The organism is Citricoccus alkalitolerans (assembly GCF_039528175.1).
Taxonomy (GTDB): Bacteria; Actinomycetota; Actinomycetes; order Actinomycetales; family Micrococcaceae; genus Citricoccus; species Citricoccus alkalitolerans.
In genome coordinates, this window is the sequence record NZ_BAAALH010000002.1 from 1382644 (window position 1) to 1400916 (window position 18273).

Consider the following 18273-nt stretch of genomic DNA (forward strand, 5'->3'; position numbering starts at 1 on the left):
GGACCACGCCACGGGGAGCACCGGAGAGAACCAATCCGATGCGTTGCGGCACCCAACCGGCCGCAATCACCGATCCCCGTGAGGAAATACCGTGTCTGAACACGCCCAAAACGAAACCCCCCAGAACACCGAGTCGGCAGAGTCGGGCGTCCCCGCGTTCGCTGATCTCGGCATCGATGGCCGCGTCCTCGCCGCCATCTCCGATCTCGGCTATGAGAACCCCTCGCCGATCCAGGCCCAGACCATCCCGCTGCTGCTCAGTGGCCGTGACGTGGTGGGCCTGGCCCAGACCGGCACGGGCAAGACCGCCGCATTCGCCGTGCCGGCACTGTCCCGACTGGCCGAGACGGCCGATGTCAACGGTCCTGCCAACACCCCGCAGATCCTCGTGCTGGCCCCGACCCGCGAGCTGGCCCTGCAGGTCGCCGAGGCCTTCACCACCTACGCCAAGCACATCAAGGGCGTGACCGTGCTCCCCGTGTACGGCGGCGCTCCCTACGGCCCCCAGCTCTCCGGGCTGCGCCGTGGCGCCCAGGTGGTCGTCGGCACCCCCGGTCGCGTGATCGACCACTTGTCCAAGGGCTCCCTGGACCTGTCCAACCTGCAGTACATGGTCCTGGACGAGGCCGACGAGATGCTGCGCATGGGCTTCGCTGAGGAAGTGGACCAGATCCTGTCCGCCACCCCGGACCAGAAGCAGACGGCGCTGTTCTCCGCGACCATGCCGCGCGCCATCCAGCGGATCTCGGGCAAGTACCTCAACAACCCCGTCGAGGTCACGGTCGCCGCGAAGAACACCACGGCCGGCAATATCCGCCAGCGCTTCCTGCAGGTCACCGGTTCCTGGAAGCTCGAGGCCATGACGCGCATCCTCGAGACCGAGGAGCATGACGGCGTCATCGCCTTCGTGCGCACCCGCAACGCCACCGAGGAACTCACCACCAAGCTCAACGCCCGTGGCTTCCGGGCCGCCGCGATCTCCGGAGACGTCGCCCAGAACCAGCGCGAGAAGACCGTGGACAACCTGCGCTCCGGCCGCATCGACATCCTGGTGGCCACCGATGTGGCGGCCCGCGGTCTCGACGTCGAGCGGATCAGCCACGTCATCAACTACGACATCCCGCATGACACCGAGGGCTACGTCCACCGCATCGGCCGCACCGGCCGTGCCGGGCGCTCCGGCGACGCCGTGCTGTTCATGACCCCGCGCGAGAAGTACCTGCTGCGGGCCATCGAGAAGGCCACCCGCCAGACCGTGGAGCAGATGAACATGCCCTCCGTGGCGGACGTCAACAACTCCCGTCTGGGCCGTTTCAGCACCCAGATCACCGAGACCCTCTCGGCGGGCGACCTGGACGTGTTCCGTGGGCTCATCGACTCCTATGTGTCGGAGAACGACGTCAACGCCGAGGACGTCGCCGCGGCGCTCGCCAAGATGGCCCAGGGCGGCCGCCCGCTGCTGGCCGAGGAGCAGGACATGCCCCCGGCCAGGATGGAACGCGGTGGCCGTGAGGACCGTGGCGATCGTGACGGACGCGGCTCCCGCGGCCCGCAGCGCGGCCCGGCTGAGGGCAATGCCACCTACCGGATCGCTCTGGGCCGTCAGGACCGTGTGCAGCCGGGCAACATCGTGGGTGCCCTCGCCAACGAGGCCGGACTGCGTTCCAACCAGATCGGTCACATCGACATCCGCTCCAACCACGCCCTCGTGGAGCTGCCGGCGGACCTGACCAGCCAGCAGTGGGACGCCCTGGGCAACACCACCATCAACGGCCGTCCGATCGAGATCCAGAAGGACACCGGCCGCCCGACGAACGCCGAGCGCGAGGGCAAGCCTTTCCGCTCCGGTGGCGGCGGCCACAAGGGTGGCTACGGCGGTCACAAGGGTGGCGGCAAGGCTGGATTCAAGGGTGGTCGGAAGTCCTTCGAGAAGCCCTCACGCGACCGGTACTGACCGGTAAAGGGTCGGTGCATACCGGCCGAACGACCGTGGGGCCACCTCGATTTCATTCGTACGGAAATCGCTGGTAGAGTTTCACGTCGTTGCCCCGATAGCTCAGTGGTAGAGCGCAGTCTTGGTAAGACTGAGGTCCCGGGATCGATTCCCGGTCGGGGCTCTGAATGAGAGCCCGTGCGTTGCGAGATGTCGCGGCCACGGGCTGACTCATTCCATGGCGGCGTAGCTCAGCTGGTTAGAGCGCACGACTCATAATCGTGAGGTCGGGGGATCGAGTCCCCCCGCCGCTACGGAACAGGACCTGGACCCTCGGCGAGGATCCAGGTCCTCTTTCGTCTCACCCTCGCCCGCGGTTGCTGGGGGTTCGTGGCCATCGGTCTGCCCCGCTCCGCGGCGACACTCTCCCGGCAGGCCCTCGGCGGAAACCTGCCCGTGGTGGACCGCTTCATTGCTGGCGGGACCGCCGGTCAGACAGCCAGCCGGTAGCCCCGCTTGACCACGGTGGCCACCAGTTCCGGAACCGGTAACTGCTGGCGCAGCCGCCACACCAGCATCTCCAGGGCATGCTCTGATTCGCACTGACGCAGGGCCTCCAGCAGGTGCCCGCGGGAGAGCACGGCTCCCTGGGCGTCCACCAGCTCACGCAGCAGCGCCATCGGCCCCGGGGCAAGCCGCACGGGATCGGGCGCGTGATCCACCAGGTAGACCTGTGCGCCGCGGATCTCCACGGGCCCCCACCGGGTCCGGATGCGTAGGACCTGCTGCTGCTCCAGGTGTTCGCACACCAACCGGATCATCGCCCCGAGGCGCCACCGGGCGGGAATCAGCGGTTGCAGTCCTGCCTCGTGCAGCGGCCCGGCGGTGACCTTCCCGACGACGGCCGTCGCCACATCCGTCCGCAACGCCTCAAGGAGCGGGTCCAGTCGGCCGTACTGCTGGGCGACGGCGAGGAATGCCTCCACCGCCGGGGCCGCCGTGAAGGTGAGCACATCCAGCTGGCGATCGATGGCGGCCTCGATCATCCGCAGGAGTGCAGAGTCCTCGGCGGGCCGAGCCCACGTGTAGGGCATCACCGTCAGCACGCGGGCTCCGGCCCTCTCCAGCCGCCCGATCTGCTGGTGATCCAGCATCCCGTGCAGCTGGAACGCCACCGTGCGCCCAGACAGGTTCCGGGCCAGGAGCAGGTCCACCACGGAAGCGGTCCGCTCGTCCTCGGGCGAGCCGACGTCGTCCAGGCCGGCCGCTCGGACTGCCCCCCGGGCCTTGGAACCCCGGACGAGGATGGCGGCCGCCGCGAGGACCTGATGCAGGTCGGGACCGAGCCCGTAGGCGTCCGCCGCCTCCATCCACCGGCGCATCCCGTACGCCGTGGTGATGACGGCGAAGTCCGGCAGGGCCCCGATGACGCGGCGGGTGTCCCGGTGCAGGGTCACGGACTCGGTCAGAGGGGCGATCCGCAGGGCCGGGGCGTGCATCACCTCTGCGCCGCGGCGCGCGAAGGCGGTGATGAGCTCCTCGCTGCGACGGTCCGAGGTGATGCCGATCCGGAAGCCGGCGAGGCTCTGGGGCAGGACTTGCATGGCGGAGGCCACGGCGGCCGGCTCGCTCATGCCTTGTCCACGAGATCGGTGAGCCCCGTCAACCCCGCCAGCCCGGACCAGGGCGGTTCTGCCCCGGGGGCTAGCCGCACCACCTCGCCGATGACCAGCACGGCCGGTGAGGCGATGCCCTCCACCGCCGAGGACAGCAGGATCTGGTCGAGCGGGGCCAGGCAGACCCGCTGCTGTGGGGTGCAACCCCGTTCCACGAGGCCTGCCGGCGTCCGGGCGTCCAGCCCGTGCCGCATCAGTCCGGCGGCGGTGTGGCCCAGGGTGCCGATGCCCATGAGCACCACCACCGTCCCGCCCTGCCCGCCCAGCTGGGCCAGCCCGGCGAGTTCCCCCTCGCTGAGGGGATCGTGGCCTGAGACGACCGTGAAGGATTTGCTGATCCCGCGGGCGGTGACGGGAATCCCCGCCGCGGCCGGCACGGACACGGCCGACGTGATGCCCGGGACCACGGCCACCGTCACCCCGGCCTCCTCGCACGCGGCGGCCTCCTCGCTGCCGCGGCCGAACACGAAGGGATCCCCACCCTTGAGACGGACCACGCGCAGCCCTGCCAGTGCCGAGGCCACGAGCAGCCGGTTGATCTCCGGCTGCGGCACCTTGTGGTGTCCGGGCCGCTTGCCGACGTCCACCAGCCTGGCCCGTGGGGCCCACCTGGCCAGATCCTCGGTCGGGACCAGCCGGTCGAAGTACACGACGTCGGCCTGCCGCAACAGGCGCAACGCCCGCACCGTCAGCAGGTCGGCCGCACCGGGGCCACCGCCGACCAGGGCCACGCTGCCGGGGGCGAACTCCATGCCAGTCGTCCGATCTGTCATCCGGTCCGTTGGCCTCATCGCTGGCCTCCCCGCACCGGGATCTGCGGGCCGGCGATCACGACGGGGCCCGTCTCTGGTCCGCCCGGCGCCTCCGGCGCGTTGACGAAGCCGCGGAACCGGCGCAGCCGTTCGGGGTCCTCGAGGGTCGCCGCCCACTCGTCCCGGTAGGTCTCCAGGTGCTCGGCCACCACCTGCTCCAGGTCCGCCGCGATCCCGAGGGTGTCCTTGACCACCACGTCGTGGACGTGGTCGAGGCCCCCGTCCAGCTCCTCCATCCACCGGGCCGTGCGCTGGAGTCGTTCGGCGGTGCGGATGTAGTAGACCACGTATCGGTCGATGTACCGCAACAGTGTCTCGTCGTCGAGGTCCTTGGCCAGCAGTTGGGCGTGGGCCGGGGTGGCGCCGCCGTTACCGCCCACGTACATGTTCCACCCCTCGCTCGTGGCGATGACGCCCACGTCCTTGCCGCGGGCCTCGGCACACTCGCGGGCGCAGCCGGAGACCCCGAACTTCATCTTGTGCGGGGAACGCAGTCCCCGGTACCGCTCCTCGAGCGTGATGGCCATGGCCACCGAGTCCTGCACGCCGAAACGGCACCACGTGGAACCCACACAGGACTTCACGTTGCGCAGTGCCTTGCCGTAGGCCTGCCCGGACTCGAAACCGGCCGCCACCAGGCGCTCCCAGATTCCGGGCAGCTGGTCCAGGCGGGCGCCGAACAGGTCGATCCGCTGGGCGCCCGTGATCTTGGTGTAGAGCCCATAGTCCTCGGCGACCTCGGCGATCACCGCGAGTTTGGAGGGCGTGATCTCGCCGGCCGGGATACGGGGGACCACCGAGTAGGTGCCGTCCTTCTGCATGTTCGCCAGGGCACGGTCATTGGTGTCCTGCAGGCCGCCCCGGTCCGCGCCGAGGATGTACTCCCCATGGAGGGTGGCCAACACCGAGGCCGCCACGGGCTTGCAGAGGTCACAGCCGAGGTTCACGGACGGGTCCGCCGGAGTGCCGAAACGGGTCACGATCTCGCTGAACGTGGTCAGCCGCGTGGTGCGGACGGCCTCGAACATCTCGGACCGGGACAGGGCGAAGTGCTCACACAGCGCCGTGGAGACCTCCATCCCCAGCTCGGCCATCTGCTGCTCCATGACCTTCTGGGCCGCCGGCAGGCAGGAACCACACTGGGTCCCGACGCCGGTGCACGCCTTGAGTGTCCCGAGGTCCGGGCACCCGCCGCACACGGCGGCGCGCAGATCGCCGGCACTGACGTCCCGGCAGGAGCAGATCTGGGCGTCATCCGGCATCTGCAGGTCCACAGGTGCACCGTGGCCGGCGGCGGACAGGAATGCCCCGGCCTCCCCGGGCAGCTCCCGCCCCAGCAGCGGACGCAAGGACGCGTAGGGTGCGGCATCGCCCACGAAGATCCCGCCCAGCAGGATGCGGGCGTCCTCAGACACGACGAGCTTCTGGTAGAGGCCACCGGTGGGGTCCGCGTAGACCACCTCGAGGGCGCCGGGGGCTGAAGCGAAGCCGTCGCCGAAGCTGGCCACGTCCAGCCCGGAGAGCTTGAGCTTGGCCGCCGTGTCGAAGCCGGGGAACGTGCCGGTCCCGCCACACAGCCGGTCGGCGACCACCTCGGCCATCGTGTTGGCCGGAGCCACCAGGCCCATGCACTCGCCCTCGAAGCTGGCGACCTCACCGATGGCCCACACGTGAGGCACCGAGGTGGCGCATCGCTCGTCGATGGCGAACCCGCCCCGTGGACCGAGCTCGAGGATGCCCGCCCCGAGCTCGTCCCGCGCCGTGATTCCCGTGGCCGCCACCACCAGGTCCACTTCGAGGTCCTCACCGGAGGGGAAGCTCAGGACATCTCCCCGTGCCGTCCTCTCCAGGGCGCTGGGGCGCTCGCCTAGCCTCAGGACGTATCCCTGACCGCGCAGCAGCCGGTTCAGCGTCCGTCCGCCGAACTCGTCCAGTTGAGCGTTCATGACCCAGGGGCGGGAGTGGACGACGGTGACGTCCGCGCCGAGCGCCCGCAACCCGCCGGCCGCCTCCAGGCCCAACAGGCCGCCGCCGATCACGGCCGCGCGTGGCGTGCGACCGAGCCGCCCGGCCAGGGCCGCCACGTGCTCGCGCAGCCGGTCCACGTCCTCGATGGTCCGATAGACGGTCATGTCCTCGGCGCCGGGGATCGCCGGCCGGGCGGCGTCGCTGCCGGTGGCCAGGACTACCTCGTCCCAGGCAACGGTGTTGCCTTCCACAGTGAGCAACCGTGCGTCGGGATCCAGGCCGGTGACCCGGCAGCCGGTGTGCAGGCGGACCCGGGAGTCCTCCCAGAGAGTGGGGGCCGAACCGCCGGAACCACTAGAACTCAGCTGCAGGTCATCGGCCGGATCCGTGAACCGCCGGGACAGTGCCACCCGGTCATAGGGAGCCCACGGTTCCTCAGCGAAGACCTCGATCCGGAGGTCATCCCCGCTACGGGCCAACAGGGCCTCGACCAGCCGATGCGCGGCCGGGCCGCCGCCGATCACGGCAATAGTTCTCTCTGCGGGTCTCTTGCCGGGTTGCACAGTCATGGGTCCATCCCCTTGCGTCGTAGACCACTCACGCTAGGGAGCGGCGGTTTCTCGGCCGTGTCCCTCGTGTAACGACTGCATGACGTGGGCCTCACACCGGTGTCCGGGGGCGGGGAGAGCACAACGTTGCACGCGCGAAACATCCCGCGAGACTCACGGAAACAACCTGTTCCTACGGTGGGTCCATGACACTCACCGCCGTGCACCCCCAAACTCAGGCCACCACCGACTGGCATCCGGTCTGCCCGCTCGAGGCGCTCGAGCCCCTGTGGGCGGAAGCGGCCCTCGTGGACCGTGAGCAGGTCGCCGTGGTGCGGCTGCCCTCGGACGAGGTCGTCGCCGTCTCACACTGGGACCCGTACGCGAAGGCGCACGTGATGGCTCGCGGGATCGTCGGCTCACGGGGCGGGCGCCCCACCCTGACCTCGCCCCTGCACAAGCAGATCTACGATCTGGCCACGGGGGAGTGCCTGACCGATCCGGCGCTGAGACTGGCGACCTTCCCGGTGCTGGTGCGGGACGGGATCGTCGCCGTCGGACGCCATGAGCGGGCCGCATGACGGAGAACCCCCTCATCCTCGTCGCCGTCTCGCACGGCACCGCGGACCCGGTGGGGCAAGCCCGGATCGCCGCCCTCGCCCGGGCCGTGGGCCGGCAGGCCACATCCGCGGTCGAGGTCCTGCTGACGCACGTGGACGTCCAGACGCCACACGTGGGGCAGGTCTTGGCGGGCCTGCCGGCGGACCGGAGCGCCGTCGTCGTGCCCGTGCTGCTGTCCGGTGGCTACCACGTCAAGGTGGACCTCCGGGAGACCGTCCAGGGGACTCCCGTGGCCCGCGCGCTAGGTCCGGACGAGCTCATCGTCGACCTGCTCGCGCGCCGGGCGGTGGACGCCGGGTTCGTGCGGGGCCACCACCAGGTGGTCCTCGGCGCGGCAGGATCCACCGACGCCGGCGCTGTCGCCGACTGCCGCGCCGTTGCCTACCGCCTGGCCGAACGGCTCGGCACGCCTGTGGCCGAGGCCTACCTCTCGGCCGCGCACCCCCGGGTCGGGNNCCGCCGTCGGGACCCTCTGCGCTCGGGATCCCCGGCGGCCGGTTCTGGTGCTGAGCTACCTCCTGGCGCCCGGATACTTCCAGTCGCTGTTGGTCTCCGAGGCCTCCACTGCCGGGGCCGAAACCACCACGATTCCACTGTTGGGGCAGGCCGGCCCGGTGCCCCAGGAGCTCGTGGATCTCGTCCTGAGGCGATTCAGGGATACGGTGGATACGTGTTTAACCCCTGGGACAACGGCTCGAAGACCTATCGCATCACCCTGCTGACCGGCACTGGGCTCATCCTGCTCGGCATCGTGGCCGCCCTGATCGGCGGCGGCGTGCAGATCCAGTTCATCCAATGGGTCGCGATCGGCCTCATCGGCCTCGGACTCGTCACCCACCTCGTGGCGCAGGTGCTGCGGGCACGGGACGCCCAGCGCCGCCACCGGCAGGCGCGGCAGGCCGGACGCTAGGCACGTCACCGTCCGCTGGTCCAGCGTTCACCCGGTGTACTCCTGGTGGCCACGGAAGGAGGGGGTGCGGGGGATTGGATGGTGAGGTCCCCTCCCGTCCCCCGAAAGGGTATCCCCGACATGAGTACTCGCCGTCGACTGTCCGGTGCCGTGGCACTCGGCCTCTCCGCCGTGCTGACCGGCGCCCTCGCCGCCCCGGCGTTCGGTGCGCCTGCCGAAGCCGCTGTGCCCGCGGGTGAGGCCGCCGAAGGCCAGTCCTTCCACCGCTTGGCCACCCTGCCGGCCTTCGAGAACCAGCTGGCCGCGGACCCCGAGGCGGACCCGTCAGCCCCCACGGTCGCCGAGATCGCCACCGTCACGGCGGATGGCAACACCGTGATCCATACCGATGCCGAGGCCGGGGGCATCGGCGTCGTGGACATCACCGACCCGGAGAACCCGCGCGCGGACGGATTCAAGGCCACCGATGGTTCCCCGACCTCCGTATTCGCCACCGAGGCCTTCATCATCGTGGTCACGGACACCTCTGAGGACTTCACCCGCCCGACCGGCAAGGTCGAGTTCTGGGACCCGGAGACCCTCGAGCTGATCCACGGCGTGGAACTGAAGGGCCAGCCCGATTCGATCGACGTCTCGCCCGACGGCACCACCGCGATGATCGCCATGGAGAACCAGCGCGACGAGGACCGTGAGGACGTGGACGGCGGACTGCCGCAGCTGCCCGCCGGCGAGCTGGCCGTGATCGACCTGTCCGCCGAGGACATCACCGCACTGACCGCCGAGGCGATCCGGTACACGGATCTGACGGGCTTGGCCGGCCTGGACACCCCCGAGGACCCGGAACCGGAGTACGTCAAGTTCTCCCCGGACGGCACCAAGGCCGCCCTGACGCTGCAGGAGAACAACGGCGTCGTCATCCTCGACGCGGTCACGGGCGAGGTCATCGATCACTTCAGTGCCGGCGCCGTCTCGGTGGAGGGCATCGACACCGCCGAGGACGGCAACCTGTCCCTGGACGGCTCGATCACCGACGCCGTGCGTGAGCCGGACGCCATCGGTTGGATCGGCGACGATCACGTGGCCACCGCGAACGAGGGCGACTGGAAGGGTGGCAGCCGCGGCTGGAGCGTCTTCAATGCCGATCCGGAGTCCGCCGGGTTCGGCGACGTGGTCTGGGACGCCGGCAACTCCTTCGAGAACCTCGCCCACCGCTACGGTCAGTTCCCCGAGCACCGGTCTGAGAACAAGGGTGCCGAGCCCGAGGGTCTGACCGTGGAGACCTACGGGGACACCACCTATGCGTTCGTCGGCTCCGAGCGGGGCAACTTCGTGGCCGTCTACAACGTCGACGATCCGTCCAACCCGGTCTTCACCCAGCTGATGCCGTCCACCAACGGGCCCGAGGGCCTGCTGGCCATCCCGGAGCGCAACCTCATGGTGGTCTCCTCCGAGGAGGACGATGCCGAGGTGGGCGTCCGCGCCACCGTCCAGGTCTTCGAGTTGGGGGACGGGCCCGCGGCGGTCCCGACCCTGAAGTCCGCCGACGCGACCGGGCCGGCCGCAACGGAGGGCCAGCCGATCACCTGGTCCGCCCTGGGTGCGCTGTCCGCCGTTCCGGGCGAGGATGACAAGCTCTATGCGGCGCCGGACGACTTCCTGTCCCCGTCCCGGATCTACACGGTGGACACCACCACCGCCCACGACGGCGGCCCGGCCACCATCGAGTCCGAGCTCGTCCTGCAGCATGGGTACGACATCGAAGGCCTGTGGGCCGATGCGGACGGCACCTTCTGGCTGGCCGTCGAGGGCACCGCGATCACCGACGGTGAGGTCGGCTCCGAGGGCAACCGGCTGGTCCACGTGGACGCCGAGGGCCAAGAGCTCGCCTCGGTCGACCTGCCCGCCGAGATCGCCGCTGGCCTGAAGGGCCAGGGCTTCGAGGGTGTCACGGGCTACGGCTCGGGCGAAGACGCGGTGCTCTACGCCGCCGTCCAACGAGAGGCCGCCGGCGAGGACTTCGCCCGCATCGGCCGCTTCACGGTGGCCACGGGCGAGTGGGAGTGGTTCGGCTACACACTGGAGTCCACCGACGTCGAGGGCGACTGGATCGGCCTGAGCGAGGTCACCGCCGTGGACGCGGACACCCTGGCCGTCATCGAGCGGGACAAGCTCAACGGCCCGGACGCTGCCCTGAAGAAGGTCTTCACTGTCGAGGTGCCGGAGACCGGAGCCGCCACCGGCGCGGCAGCCGAGGAGGTCCCGGTGCTCGAGAAGACCGAGGCCATCGACGTGCTGCCCCGGCTGCAGGGCCTCAACGGCTGGACCCAGGAGAAGCTGGAGGGGCTGGCGATCGCCGGCAACGGGAATGTCTACGCCGTCACGGACAATGACGGGGTGGAGGACGCCACCGGCGAGACTGTCTTCCTGGATCTGGGCCCGGCTGCCGAGCATTTCCAGACCGACCCGGCTGATCCGACCGACCCGGAGCCGGTGGAGGACTTCTCGGACAATCAGCCCGGTTCGGTGTACTACGCACCGGTGCGGTGGATGCAGGCTGCCGGGGTGACGACCGGCTACGCGGACGGCACCTACCGCAAGGCCGCGGAGGTCACCCGCGGGGAGTCCGTGGCCTTCCTGCAGCGCTACCTGGCCCCGGACTACACCACCGACCCGGCCGATTCCGTGTTCCCGGACGTGCCGTCCGGGGCCCCGCACTTCACCCCGATCGCCTGGGCCGCCGACGACTCCGACGGCACCCCCGTCTCCGAGGGCTACACGGACGGCAGGTTCCGGCCCGGCCAGGACGTCACCCGTGCGGAGTTCGTGACCTTCCTCTACCGCGCCGTGGATCCTGAGGGCTTCACCGCCCCCGAGGTCTCGGTGTTCCCGGATGTCCCGTCCTCTGGCTCGTACTACGAGGCGATCTCCTGGGCTGCCGCTGAAGGACTGGTCAACGGCTATCAGGGCGGCGAGTACCGCCCGTACGACCCGATCAGCCGCGGTGAGGTCGCCAAGGTCATGCACCAGTACGGCGTCGCGCAGACGGGCTGAGGGGCCACGGTGGGGGCGGGATGAGGGGCGCCGGGCGGTAGGCTGTAAGCCGATGTCACCGGACCTGAGGAGTACCGCAGTGGGCGTGAACCCGGACCTGCAGGGGCGAACCTATCCGCCCACCGAGCCCTACGTCGTCGGGCGGGAGAAGATCCGCGAGTTCGCCGCGGCCGTCCAGGCCACGCACCCCGCGCACACGGATCTCACCGCCGCCCGCGGTCTCGGCTACACCGACCTGGTGGCCCCGCCCACCTTCCTGGTGACCCTCGCGCAGACGGCCGAGGCCGCTGTCGTGGCCGATCCGGACGCCGGCATCGACTTCTCGCGGGTGGTCCACGCGGACGAGCGCTTCACCCACCGGCGCCCGGCCGTGGCCGGCGACGAGCTCATCGGGGCCACTACGGTGGAATCCGTCAAGACCCTCGGCGGCCACACGATGGTCACCACCGCCACCGAAATCACCACCACCGGCGGCGAGGCCGTCTCCACCGTGCGGTCCACCCTGCTGGTCCGCGGAGAGGAATGATCACCATGGACAAAGGCGACTCCATCGGGTCCACCACCCTCACCCTCTCCCGCGCCGACCTGGTCCGCTACGCGGGGGCCTCCGGCGACTTCAACCCGATCCACTGGTCCGAGTCCACCGCCCGCTCGGTGGACCTGCCCGGCGTGATCGCCCACGGCATGCTGACCATGGGTGCCGCCGTCCAGCTGGTCACCGACTGGTGCGGGGACCCGGGCGCCATCCTCGACTACCAGACCCGCTTCTCCGCCATGGTCCCCGTGGACGAGGCCGAGGGCGCCACCCTGACCGTCTCCGGCAAGGTGGGGAAGATCGATGACGACGCCGGCACGGTCCGGATCGATCTCAGCGTCACCGATGCCGGGAACGGGGATGCCAAGGTCCTGACCAAGGCCCAGGCGGTTGTCCGGGTCCCGGAGGGGACCGCCGAGTGAGTGGGCGGGTGGCCACCACGAGGCCTGCGGGGATCAAGGCGGGCGTCCGCCTGGCCGACTACACCACGAGCCGGGTCGGGGGCCCGGCCGCCGGGTGGGTCGCGGCCGGATCGGCCGAGGAGGCCACCGAGGCCATCCGGTCCATCGACGCCGCCGGTACGCCGCTGTTGATCATGGGCGGCGGCTCGAACACCGTGATGGCCGACGCCGGCTTCCCCGGCACCGTGGTCCAGCTCGCCTTCCGCGGGGTAGAGGTCCTGAAAGAGACAGGCGAGTCGGTTCTCGTTCGGATGGCCGCGGGGCAGGACTGGGACGAGGCCGTCGCCTGGACGGTGGCACAGGGCCTGACCGGGCTCGAGGCACTCTCCGGGATCCCGGGTTCCGCCGGGGCCACCCCGGTGCAGAACGTCGGTGCCTATGGGTCGGACGTCTCCCGCACCCTCGTGTCCGTCCGGGCCTGGGACCGACAGGCGGACGAGTTGGTCGAGTTGAGCCACGAAGACCTGAGGTTCGGTTACCGCGACTCCGTCATCAAGCGGAGCATGCTGGACTCCACCCCCCGCTGGGTGGTGCTCTCCGTGGACTTCCGGCTGCACCGCTCGGGCAGCATCGCCCCGGTCCGCTTCGCCCAGCTGGCCCAGGCCCTCGGCGTGGACGAGGGGGAGACCGCCCCGCTGGAGACGGTCCGCCACCAGGTGCTGCGGCTGCGGGCCGGCAAGGGCATGGTCCTGGACGCCCAGGACCAGGACACCTGGTCCACGGGCTCCTTCTTCACCAATCCCATCCTCCCCGCGTCTGTCCGGGCCCACCTGCCCGCCGATGCCCCGGCCTACGGCGCCGGACAGGACGAGGACGGAGAGAAGCTGGTCAAACTCTCCGCCGCCTGGCTCATCGACCGCGCCGGCTTCGGCAAGGGCTTCGGGCTGGGACCGGACGAGCGAGCCATCGCCGGCGCCCGCGCGTCGTTGTCCACGAAGCACACGCTCGCCGTGACCAACCGGGGCAATGCGAGCACCGCGGACCTGCTGGCGATCGCCCGCACGGTGCGGGACGGCGTCGAGGCCCAGTGGGGCGTGCGCCTGCACCCCGAGCCGGTGCTCGTGGGGTGTGTGCTCTAGTCCCGGCTTTGCCCTCGACGTTTTTGCTATTTGGCAAGAATGATTGCCAAACGGGATCAACGGTTCGAGGATGGTGTGATGAACCAGAACCAGTACCCAGAAGCCTCTCGCAACCCGGAAACCCTCGACGTCCTTATCGCCGGAGGCGGTGCGGCCGGCCTCGCCGCCGCCGTGACCCTGGCCCGGTCCCGGCGTTCCCTCGCCGTAGTGGACGGTGGCCAACCGCGCAACGCCCCGGCCGAGGGCGTACATGCCCTGCTGGGCCGCGAAGGCATCAGCCCCTCCGAGCTGCTCGCCGCCGGGCGCCGCGAGGTCACCGGCTACGGGGGAGTGGTCCTGGACGGGGAGATCGCCGCGGTCCGCCGGCTGGAGGATGGCGGGGGAGATGCCGGCTTCGAAGCCACCCTGAACGATGGCAGGGTCCTCACCGCACGCCAGCTGCTCATCGCCACGGGGCTCATCGATGAACTGCCGCCGATCCCCGGCCTGGCCGAGCACTGGGGCCGCAGCGTGATCCACTGCCCCTACTGCCACGGCTGGGAGGTGCGGGACCGCTCCATCCTGGTCCTGGGGACCTCCGCGAACTCGGTGCACCAGGCCCTGCTCTTCAGTCAGCTCAGCGCCGACGTGCGCTTCCTGGCGGACACCGCGCACGGGCCCGGACTGGAGGCGGGGCAGGCCCGCCAGCTGGCCGCCCGCGGGGTCGAGGTGATCACGGAGGCGGCGGCCGTCGTCGAGTCAGAGAACGGCGGATCCCTGAACGATGAGGCCCGGCTGGCCGGGGTTCGCCTGGTCAGCGGCGAATTGCTGCCCGCCGAGGTGATCGTGGTGGCCCCGCGGATGCTCGCCCGGACCGAGGTCTTCGAGGGCCTGGGGGTGAAGACGGAGGAGAACCCGATGGGCCGCTTCATCTCGGTCGATGCCGCTGGCTGGACCGGTGTCCCCGGCGTCTGGGCCGCCGGCAACGTCGCGGACCTCTCGGCCCAAGTCGGGGCCGCGGGGGCCGCCGGGACCCTGGCGGCCGCCCGGCTCAACGCGGAACTGGTGATGGAGCGGCTGTAGGAGGTGAGGCGACGTTCGGGCGCACTTCATGTGGCCGTCACCGGCTGGTCACGGAGCTGACCGGTGGCTTGTCTACCGTCACCCACCATGGGCGGATTGTTCGTGGCCATCGGCGACTCCTTCACCGAAGGGGTGGGCGACTGGGATGCCCGGCACCCCAACGGGGTGCGCGGCTGGGCGGACCGGGTGGCCAAGCAGCTGTCCAAGGCGGACGCGAGCAGCCGCTACGCCAACCTGGCGATCCGCAGCCGGCGCCTCGCCGGTGTCGTCGAAGAGCAGATCGAGCCGGCCCTGGCCATGCATCCAGACCTCATCAGCTTCTATGCCGGCGGAAACGACCTCCTCGAGGTGCGCCAGGACATCAGCCTGGTCCTGGAGAACTACACGCGGGCGGTCGAGCGGCTGGTGTCCTCCGGGGCGCAGGTGCTCCTCTTCACGGGCTTCGACGTGCCGCTGCACCCCGTGCTGGAACCGTTCAAGCGCCGGAACTGGATCTTCAACGACAACGTGCGACAGCTCGCCCGCCAGTACCCGGATTCCGTGACGCTCGTGGACTACTGGACGTGGGATGTCTACGATGATCGCCGCATGTGGGACATCGACAAGCTGCACATGAACCGCGCGGGGCACCGCTACATGGCCATCCAGATCCTCAACATCCTGGGTGTCCGGCACCAGTTGGAGTTCGAGCCCTTCGGCCCCAGCGAGAGGGTGGGCCCCGTCCAATCTGTCAGTCGGGACGTGGAGTGGCTGCGCCAGTGGGTGCTGCCCATGTTCGGCCGCCGGATCCGGGGGGTCACGCTCGGCGACGGCCTGCACCCCAAATGGCCCGAACCCTTCCTGCCTGCGGACGGGATGAAGAAGACGTACCGCAGGCGGCGCAGGTCCTAGAGGTTGCCGGTGGCGATGGCCAGCATGCGGCGCACCGGCTCGGCGGCACCCCAGAGCAGCTGGTCGCCCACGGTGAACGCGGAGAGGTACTCAGGGCCCATCTCCATCTTGCGCAGGCGGCCCACCGGAATGGTCATGGCGCCGGAGGCGGCGATCGGCGTCAGGTCCGCCATCGAGGCCTCCTTGGTGTTCGGCACCACGGAGACCCACTCGTTGTCCGTGGCGATGATCTGCTCGATCTCGTCCAGCGGCACGTCCCGCGTCAGCTTCAGGGTCAGCGCCTGGGAGTGCGAGCGCAGGGTGCCGATGCGCACGCACAGGGAGTCGAAGGGCACCCGCTGAGCCGCCGAGTGACCCAGGATCTTATTCGTCTCGTCCCCGGCCTTCTTCTCCTCCTTGGACCTGCCGTTGCCGAGGTCAGCGTCGATCCAGGGGATGAGCGATCCGGCCAGCGGCATGCCGAACTGGGAGGCGTCCAGGGAGCCGTCGCGCTGGGCGGCGGTGACCTTGCGGTCGATCTCGAGGATGGCGGAGGCGGGGTCCGCCAGCTCGTTCGCCACCACGCCGTGGAGGTCACCGAACTGGGTGAGCAGCTCGCGCATGTGACGGGCACCGCCGCCGGAGGCAGCCTGGTAGGTCATGGCGGTGCCCCACTCCACAAGCCCGGCCTTGAACAGCCCGCCCAGGCCCATGAGCATGCAGGAGACGGTGCAGTTGCCGCCCACGAAGTCCTTGACACCCGAGGCCAGGCCCGCGTCGATGACGTTCCGGTTCACCGGGTCGAGCACGATGATGGAGGAGTCCTCCATGCGCAGCGTCGAGGCCGCGTCGATCCAGATCCCGTTCCAGCCGGCGGCGCGCAGCTTGGGGTAGACCTCGGAGGTGTAGCCCCCGCCCTGGGTGGTGAGGATGACAGGCAGCTTGGCCAGCGTCTCGATGTCATAGGCGTCCTGCAGGGTGCCGGCATCGCCCTTCAGCCCCTCCATGGCGGGCGCAGGCTGTCCCGCGGCGGAGGTGGAGAAGAACACCGGGTTCAGGCGATCGAAGTCCCCCTCCTCGGCCATCCGCTGCAGGAGCACGGAGCCCACCATGCCGCGCCAGCCGATGAGGCCGACCGTGGGGTTGGCGGCAGGGTCGGAAACGGTCTGGAGTGCTGAATCTGGGGAAAGCATGCCTCCCAGTCTACTGGCCGGAGCTGTCCTCGGTCAGTGACCTGCGTTTCATGGTGGCCCACAACCCGCCGAAGATGAACACCTGGGTAAGCACCACCAGGAAGACGACGCCCATGACCACGTTGTCCGTGAAGATCATGACCAGTCCCATCACGGCGGTCACCAGGCCCAGGATCGGGCAGGCGACGAAGGCGATGAACGTCAGGGTGGTCTTGTTCAGCAGCGGGTTCATGAGCGGTCCTCGTGGTCGTCGTGGGCGCGTTCCCACCGTTCGAAGCGGTATCCGATGCCGGATTCGGTGCGGTGCTCCTCGAGCGAGGTCCGCGTCCACTGGCCGTCCAGTGCGGGGGCGTACGTGTCACCGGCGGCGTCGGTCTCGATCACGGTGATCTCCGCCAGGGTCGCCACGTCGAGCGCCTGCTCGTACAGTGTTGCCCCGCCGATCACCCAGATCAGGTCCAGCCCGTCCGCCTCGCTCGCGGCCTCGAGGGCCTCCTGGAACCCCGGGACGACGACGGCGCCCGCCGCCCGCATCACCTCGGCCGACTGCTGGCGCCGGGAGACGACGATGTTCGTGCGTCCCGGCAGGGGCCGAAGCCTCTCCGGGAACGAGTCCCAGGTGCGCCGGCCCATGATGACCGGGTGGCCGTGGGTGCGGTCCTTGAAGTGGGCGAGGTCTTCGGGCAGATGCCACGGCATGGAGCCGTCGGCGCCGATGACGCGATCCGGGGTCTGGGCCCAGATCATGCCGATGCGGATGGGGGTGCTGTCAGACGGCAATGGGGGCCTTGATCGTCGGGTGGTGCTGGTAGTCGACCAGCTCGAAGTCCTCGAGGGCGTAGCTGAAGATGTCCTCCGGGGTCCGGGTGAACCTCAGCTGTGGGTAGGGAAGCGGCTCCCGGGAGAGCTGCTCGGTGACCTGGTCCACGTGGTTGTCATAGATGTGGCAGTCGCCGCCGGTCCAGACGAACTCGCCGGGTTCCAATCCCGTCTGCTGCGCCATCATCACGGTCAGCAGGGCGTAGGAGGCGATGTTGAACGGCACTCCGAGGAACAGGTCCGCCGACCGCTGGTACAACTGGCAGGAGAGTTTCCCGGGACCGTTCTCCTGCGGGGCCACGTAGAACTGGAACATCGCGTGGCACGGCGGCAGGGCCATCTGGTCCACTTCGGCCGGATTCCACGCGGTAACGAGGTGGCGGCGCGAGTCCGGGGTGGTCTTAATGGAGTCCACGACCTTCGCGATCTGGTCGATCTGCCCGCCGTCCGGGGTGGGCCAGGACCGCCACTGCACCCCGTAGACCGGGCCCAGCTCACCGTCCTCGTCGGCCCACTCGTCCCAGATCCGGACGCCGCGCTCCTGCAGCCAGTGGACGTTGGAATCGCCGCGCAGGAACCACAGCAGCTCCAGCGCCACGGACTTGAAGTGCACGCGCTTGGTGGTGATCAACGGGAATGATGCGCCGAGGTCGTACCGCAGCTGCCGGCCGAACACGCTGCGCGTCCCGGTGCCGGTCCGGTCTGTCTTGGCGGCGCCGGTGGCCATGACATCGG

16 protein-coding genes and 2 tRNA genes are annotated in these 18273 nt (G+C 69.9%); 11 read left to right on the forward strand and 7 right to left on the reverse strand.

The window, feature by feature from the left end:
- The first annotated feature begins 91 nt into the window (after nucleotides 1-91).
- The 3 genes from ABD134_RS12155 (at nucleotide 92) to ABD134_RS12165 (ending at nucleotide 2247) form a co-directional block, all read left to right on the forward strand.
- Nucleotides 92-1954 carry a DEAD/DEAH box helicase gene (locus ABD134_RS12155; RefSeq protein WP_344229798.1) on the forward strand — a complete coding sequence of 621 codons (1863 nt, stop codon included), beginning with the start codon at nucleotides 92-94 and terminating at the stop codon, nucleotides 1952-1954.
- 91 nt (nucleotides 1955-2045) lie between these two features.
- Nucleotides 2046-2117 (forward strand) — tRNA-Thr (locus ABD134_RS12160).
- 56 nt (nucleotides 2118-2173) lie between these two features.
- Nucleotides 2174-2247, forward strand: a tRNA-Met gene (locus ABD134_RS12165).
- Between the two features lie 177 nt (nucleotides 2248-2424).
- Here ABD134_RS12165 and ABD134_RS12170 read toward each other — a convergent pair.
- Genes ABD134_RS12170 through nirB form a run of 3 tightly spaced genes read right to left on the reverse strand, consistent with a single transcriptional unit; the run spans nucleotide 2425 to nucleotide 6958 of the window.
- Complete coding sequence (locus ABD134_RS12170; RefSeq protein WP_344229800.1) at nucleotides 2425-3567, reverse strand: uroporphyrinogen-III synthase; 1143 nt, start codon at nucleotides 3565-3567, stop codon at nucleotides 2425-2427.
- The gene (gene cobA, locus ABD134_RS12175) at nucleotides 3564-4361 is read right to left on the reverse strand and encodes a uroporphyrinogen-III C-methyltransferase (RefSeq protein WP_344229802.1); all 798 of its coding nucleotides are present in this window, start codon (nucleotides 4359-4361) and stop codon (nucleotides 3564-3566) included. The genes ABD134_RS12170 and cobA overlap by 4 nt, the downstream gene beginning before the upstream one ends.
- A gap of 35 nt (nucleotides 4362-4396) precedes the next feature.
- Complete coding sequence (gene nirB / locus ABD134_RS12180) at nucleotides 4397-6958, reverse strand: nitrite reductase large subunit NirB (protein WP_344229804.1); 2562 nt, start codon at nucleotides 6956-6958, stop codon at nucleotides 4397-4399.
- Between the two features lie 185 nt (nucleotides 6959-7143).
- Here nirB and nirD point away from each other — a divergent pair, with 185 nt between their 5' ends.
- The 8 genes from nirD to ABD134_RS12220 all read left to right on the forward strand — a co-directional run bounded on the left by nirD (nucleotide 7144) and on the right by ABD134_RS12220 (nucleotide 15547).
- Nucleotides 7144-7518, forward strand: a complete 375-nt coding sequence (gene nirD, locus ABD134_RS12185; protein ID WP_344229806.1) for a nitrite reductase small subunit NirD — start codon at nucleotides 7144-7146, stop codon at nucleotides 7516-7518.
- Nucleotides 7515-8468: a sirohydrochlorin chelatase gene (locus tag ABD134_RS12190; RefSeq protein ID WP_344229808.1), complete on the forward strand. Its 954-nt coding sequence runs from the start codon at nucleotides 7515-7517 to the stop codon at nucleotides 8466-8468. The genes nirD and ABD134_RS12190 overlap by 4 nt, the downstream gene beginning before the upstream one ends.
- Nucleotides 8469-8588: 120 nt before the next feature.
- Nucleotides 8589-11519: an esterase-like activity of phytase family protein gene (locus ABD134_RS12195; protein WP_344229810.1), complete on the forward strand. Its 2931-nt coding sequence runs from the start codon at nucleotides 8589-8591 to the stop codon at nucleotides 11517-11519.
- Between the two features lie 79 nt (nucleotides 11520-11598).
- On the forward strand, nucleotides 11599-12045 hold the full coding sequence (locus ABD134_RS12200) for an FAS1-like dehydratase domain-containing protein (RefSeq protein ID WP_344229812.1): 447 nt from the start codon (nucleotides 11599-11601) through the stop codon (nucleotides 12043-12045).
- A gap of 5 nt (nucleotides 12046-12050) precedes the next feature.
- Nucleotides 12051-12476 (forward strand): MaoC family dehydratase, encoded by a 426-nt coding sequence (locus ABD134_RS12205; RefSeq protein WP_378108303.1) that lies wholly within the window; start codon nucleotides 12051-12053, stop codon nucleotides 12474-12476.
- 8 nt (nucleotides 12477-12484) lie between these two features.
- Complete coding sequence (locus ABD134_RS12210; protein WP_344229816.1) at nucleotides 12485-13594, forward strand: UDP-N-acetylmuramate dehydrogenase; 1110 nt, start codon at nucleotides 12485-12487, stop codon at nucleotides 13592-13594.
- 78 nt (nucleotides 13595-13672) lie between these two features.
- Nucleotides 13673-14656: an NAD(P)/FAD-dependent oxidoreductase gene (locus tag ABD134_RS12215; protein ID WP_344229817.1), complete on the forward strand. Its 984-nt coding sequence runs from the start codon at nucleotides 13673-13675 to the stop codon at nucleotides 14654-14656.
- 87 nt (nucleotides 14657-14743) lie between these two features.
- Nucleotides 14744-15547 carry an SGNH/GDSL hydrolase family protein gene (locus ABD134_RS12220; RefSeq protein ID WP_344229819.1) on the forward strand — a complete coding sequence of 268 codons (804 nt, stop codon included), beginning with the start codon at nucleotides 14744-14746 and terminating at the stop codon, nucleotides 15545-15547.
- Here the strand turns inward: ABD134_RS12220 and asd are convergent.
- From asd to ABD134_RS12240, 4 genes are read right to left on the reverse strand one after another with little or no spacing between them, the layout of a single operon-like run.
- On the reverse strand, nucleotides 15544-16719 hold the full coding sequence (gene asd, locus ABD134_RS12225; RefSeq protein WP_344229821.1) for an aspartate-semialdehyde dehydrogenase: 1176 nt from the start codon (nucleotides 16717-16719) through the stop codon (nucleotides 15544-15546). The genes ABD134_RS12220 and asd overlap by 4 nt on opposite strands.
- A gap of 10 nt (nucleotides 16720-16729) precedes the next feature.
- Nucleotides 16730-16951, reverse strand: a complete 222-nt coding sequence (locus ABD134_RS12230; RefSeq protein WP_344229822.1) for an NF038396 family protein — start codon at nucleotides 16949-16951, stop codon at nucleotides 16730-16732.
- Nucleotides 16948-17499, reverse strand: a complete 552-nt coding sequence (locus tag ABD134_RS12235; RefSeq protein WP_344229823.1) for a dihydrofolate reductase — start codon at nucleotides 17497-17499, stop codon at nucleotides 16948-16950. Before ABD134_RS12235 ends, ABD134_RS12230 begins: the two co-directional genes overlap by 4 nt.
- Nucleotides 17489-18265 (reverse strand): thymidylate synthase, encoded by a 777-nt coding sequence (locus ABD134_RS12240; protein ID WP_344230895.1) that lies wholly within the window; start codon nucleotides 18263-18265, stop codon nucleotides 17489-17491. The genes ABD134_RS12235 and ABD134_RS12240 overlap by 11 nt, the downstream gene beginning before the upstream one ends.
- Nucleotides 18266-18273 lie beyond the last annotated feature (8 nt).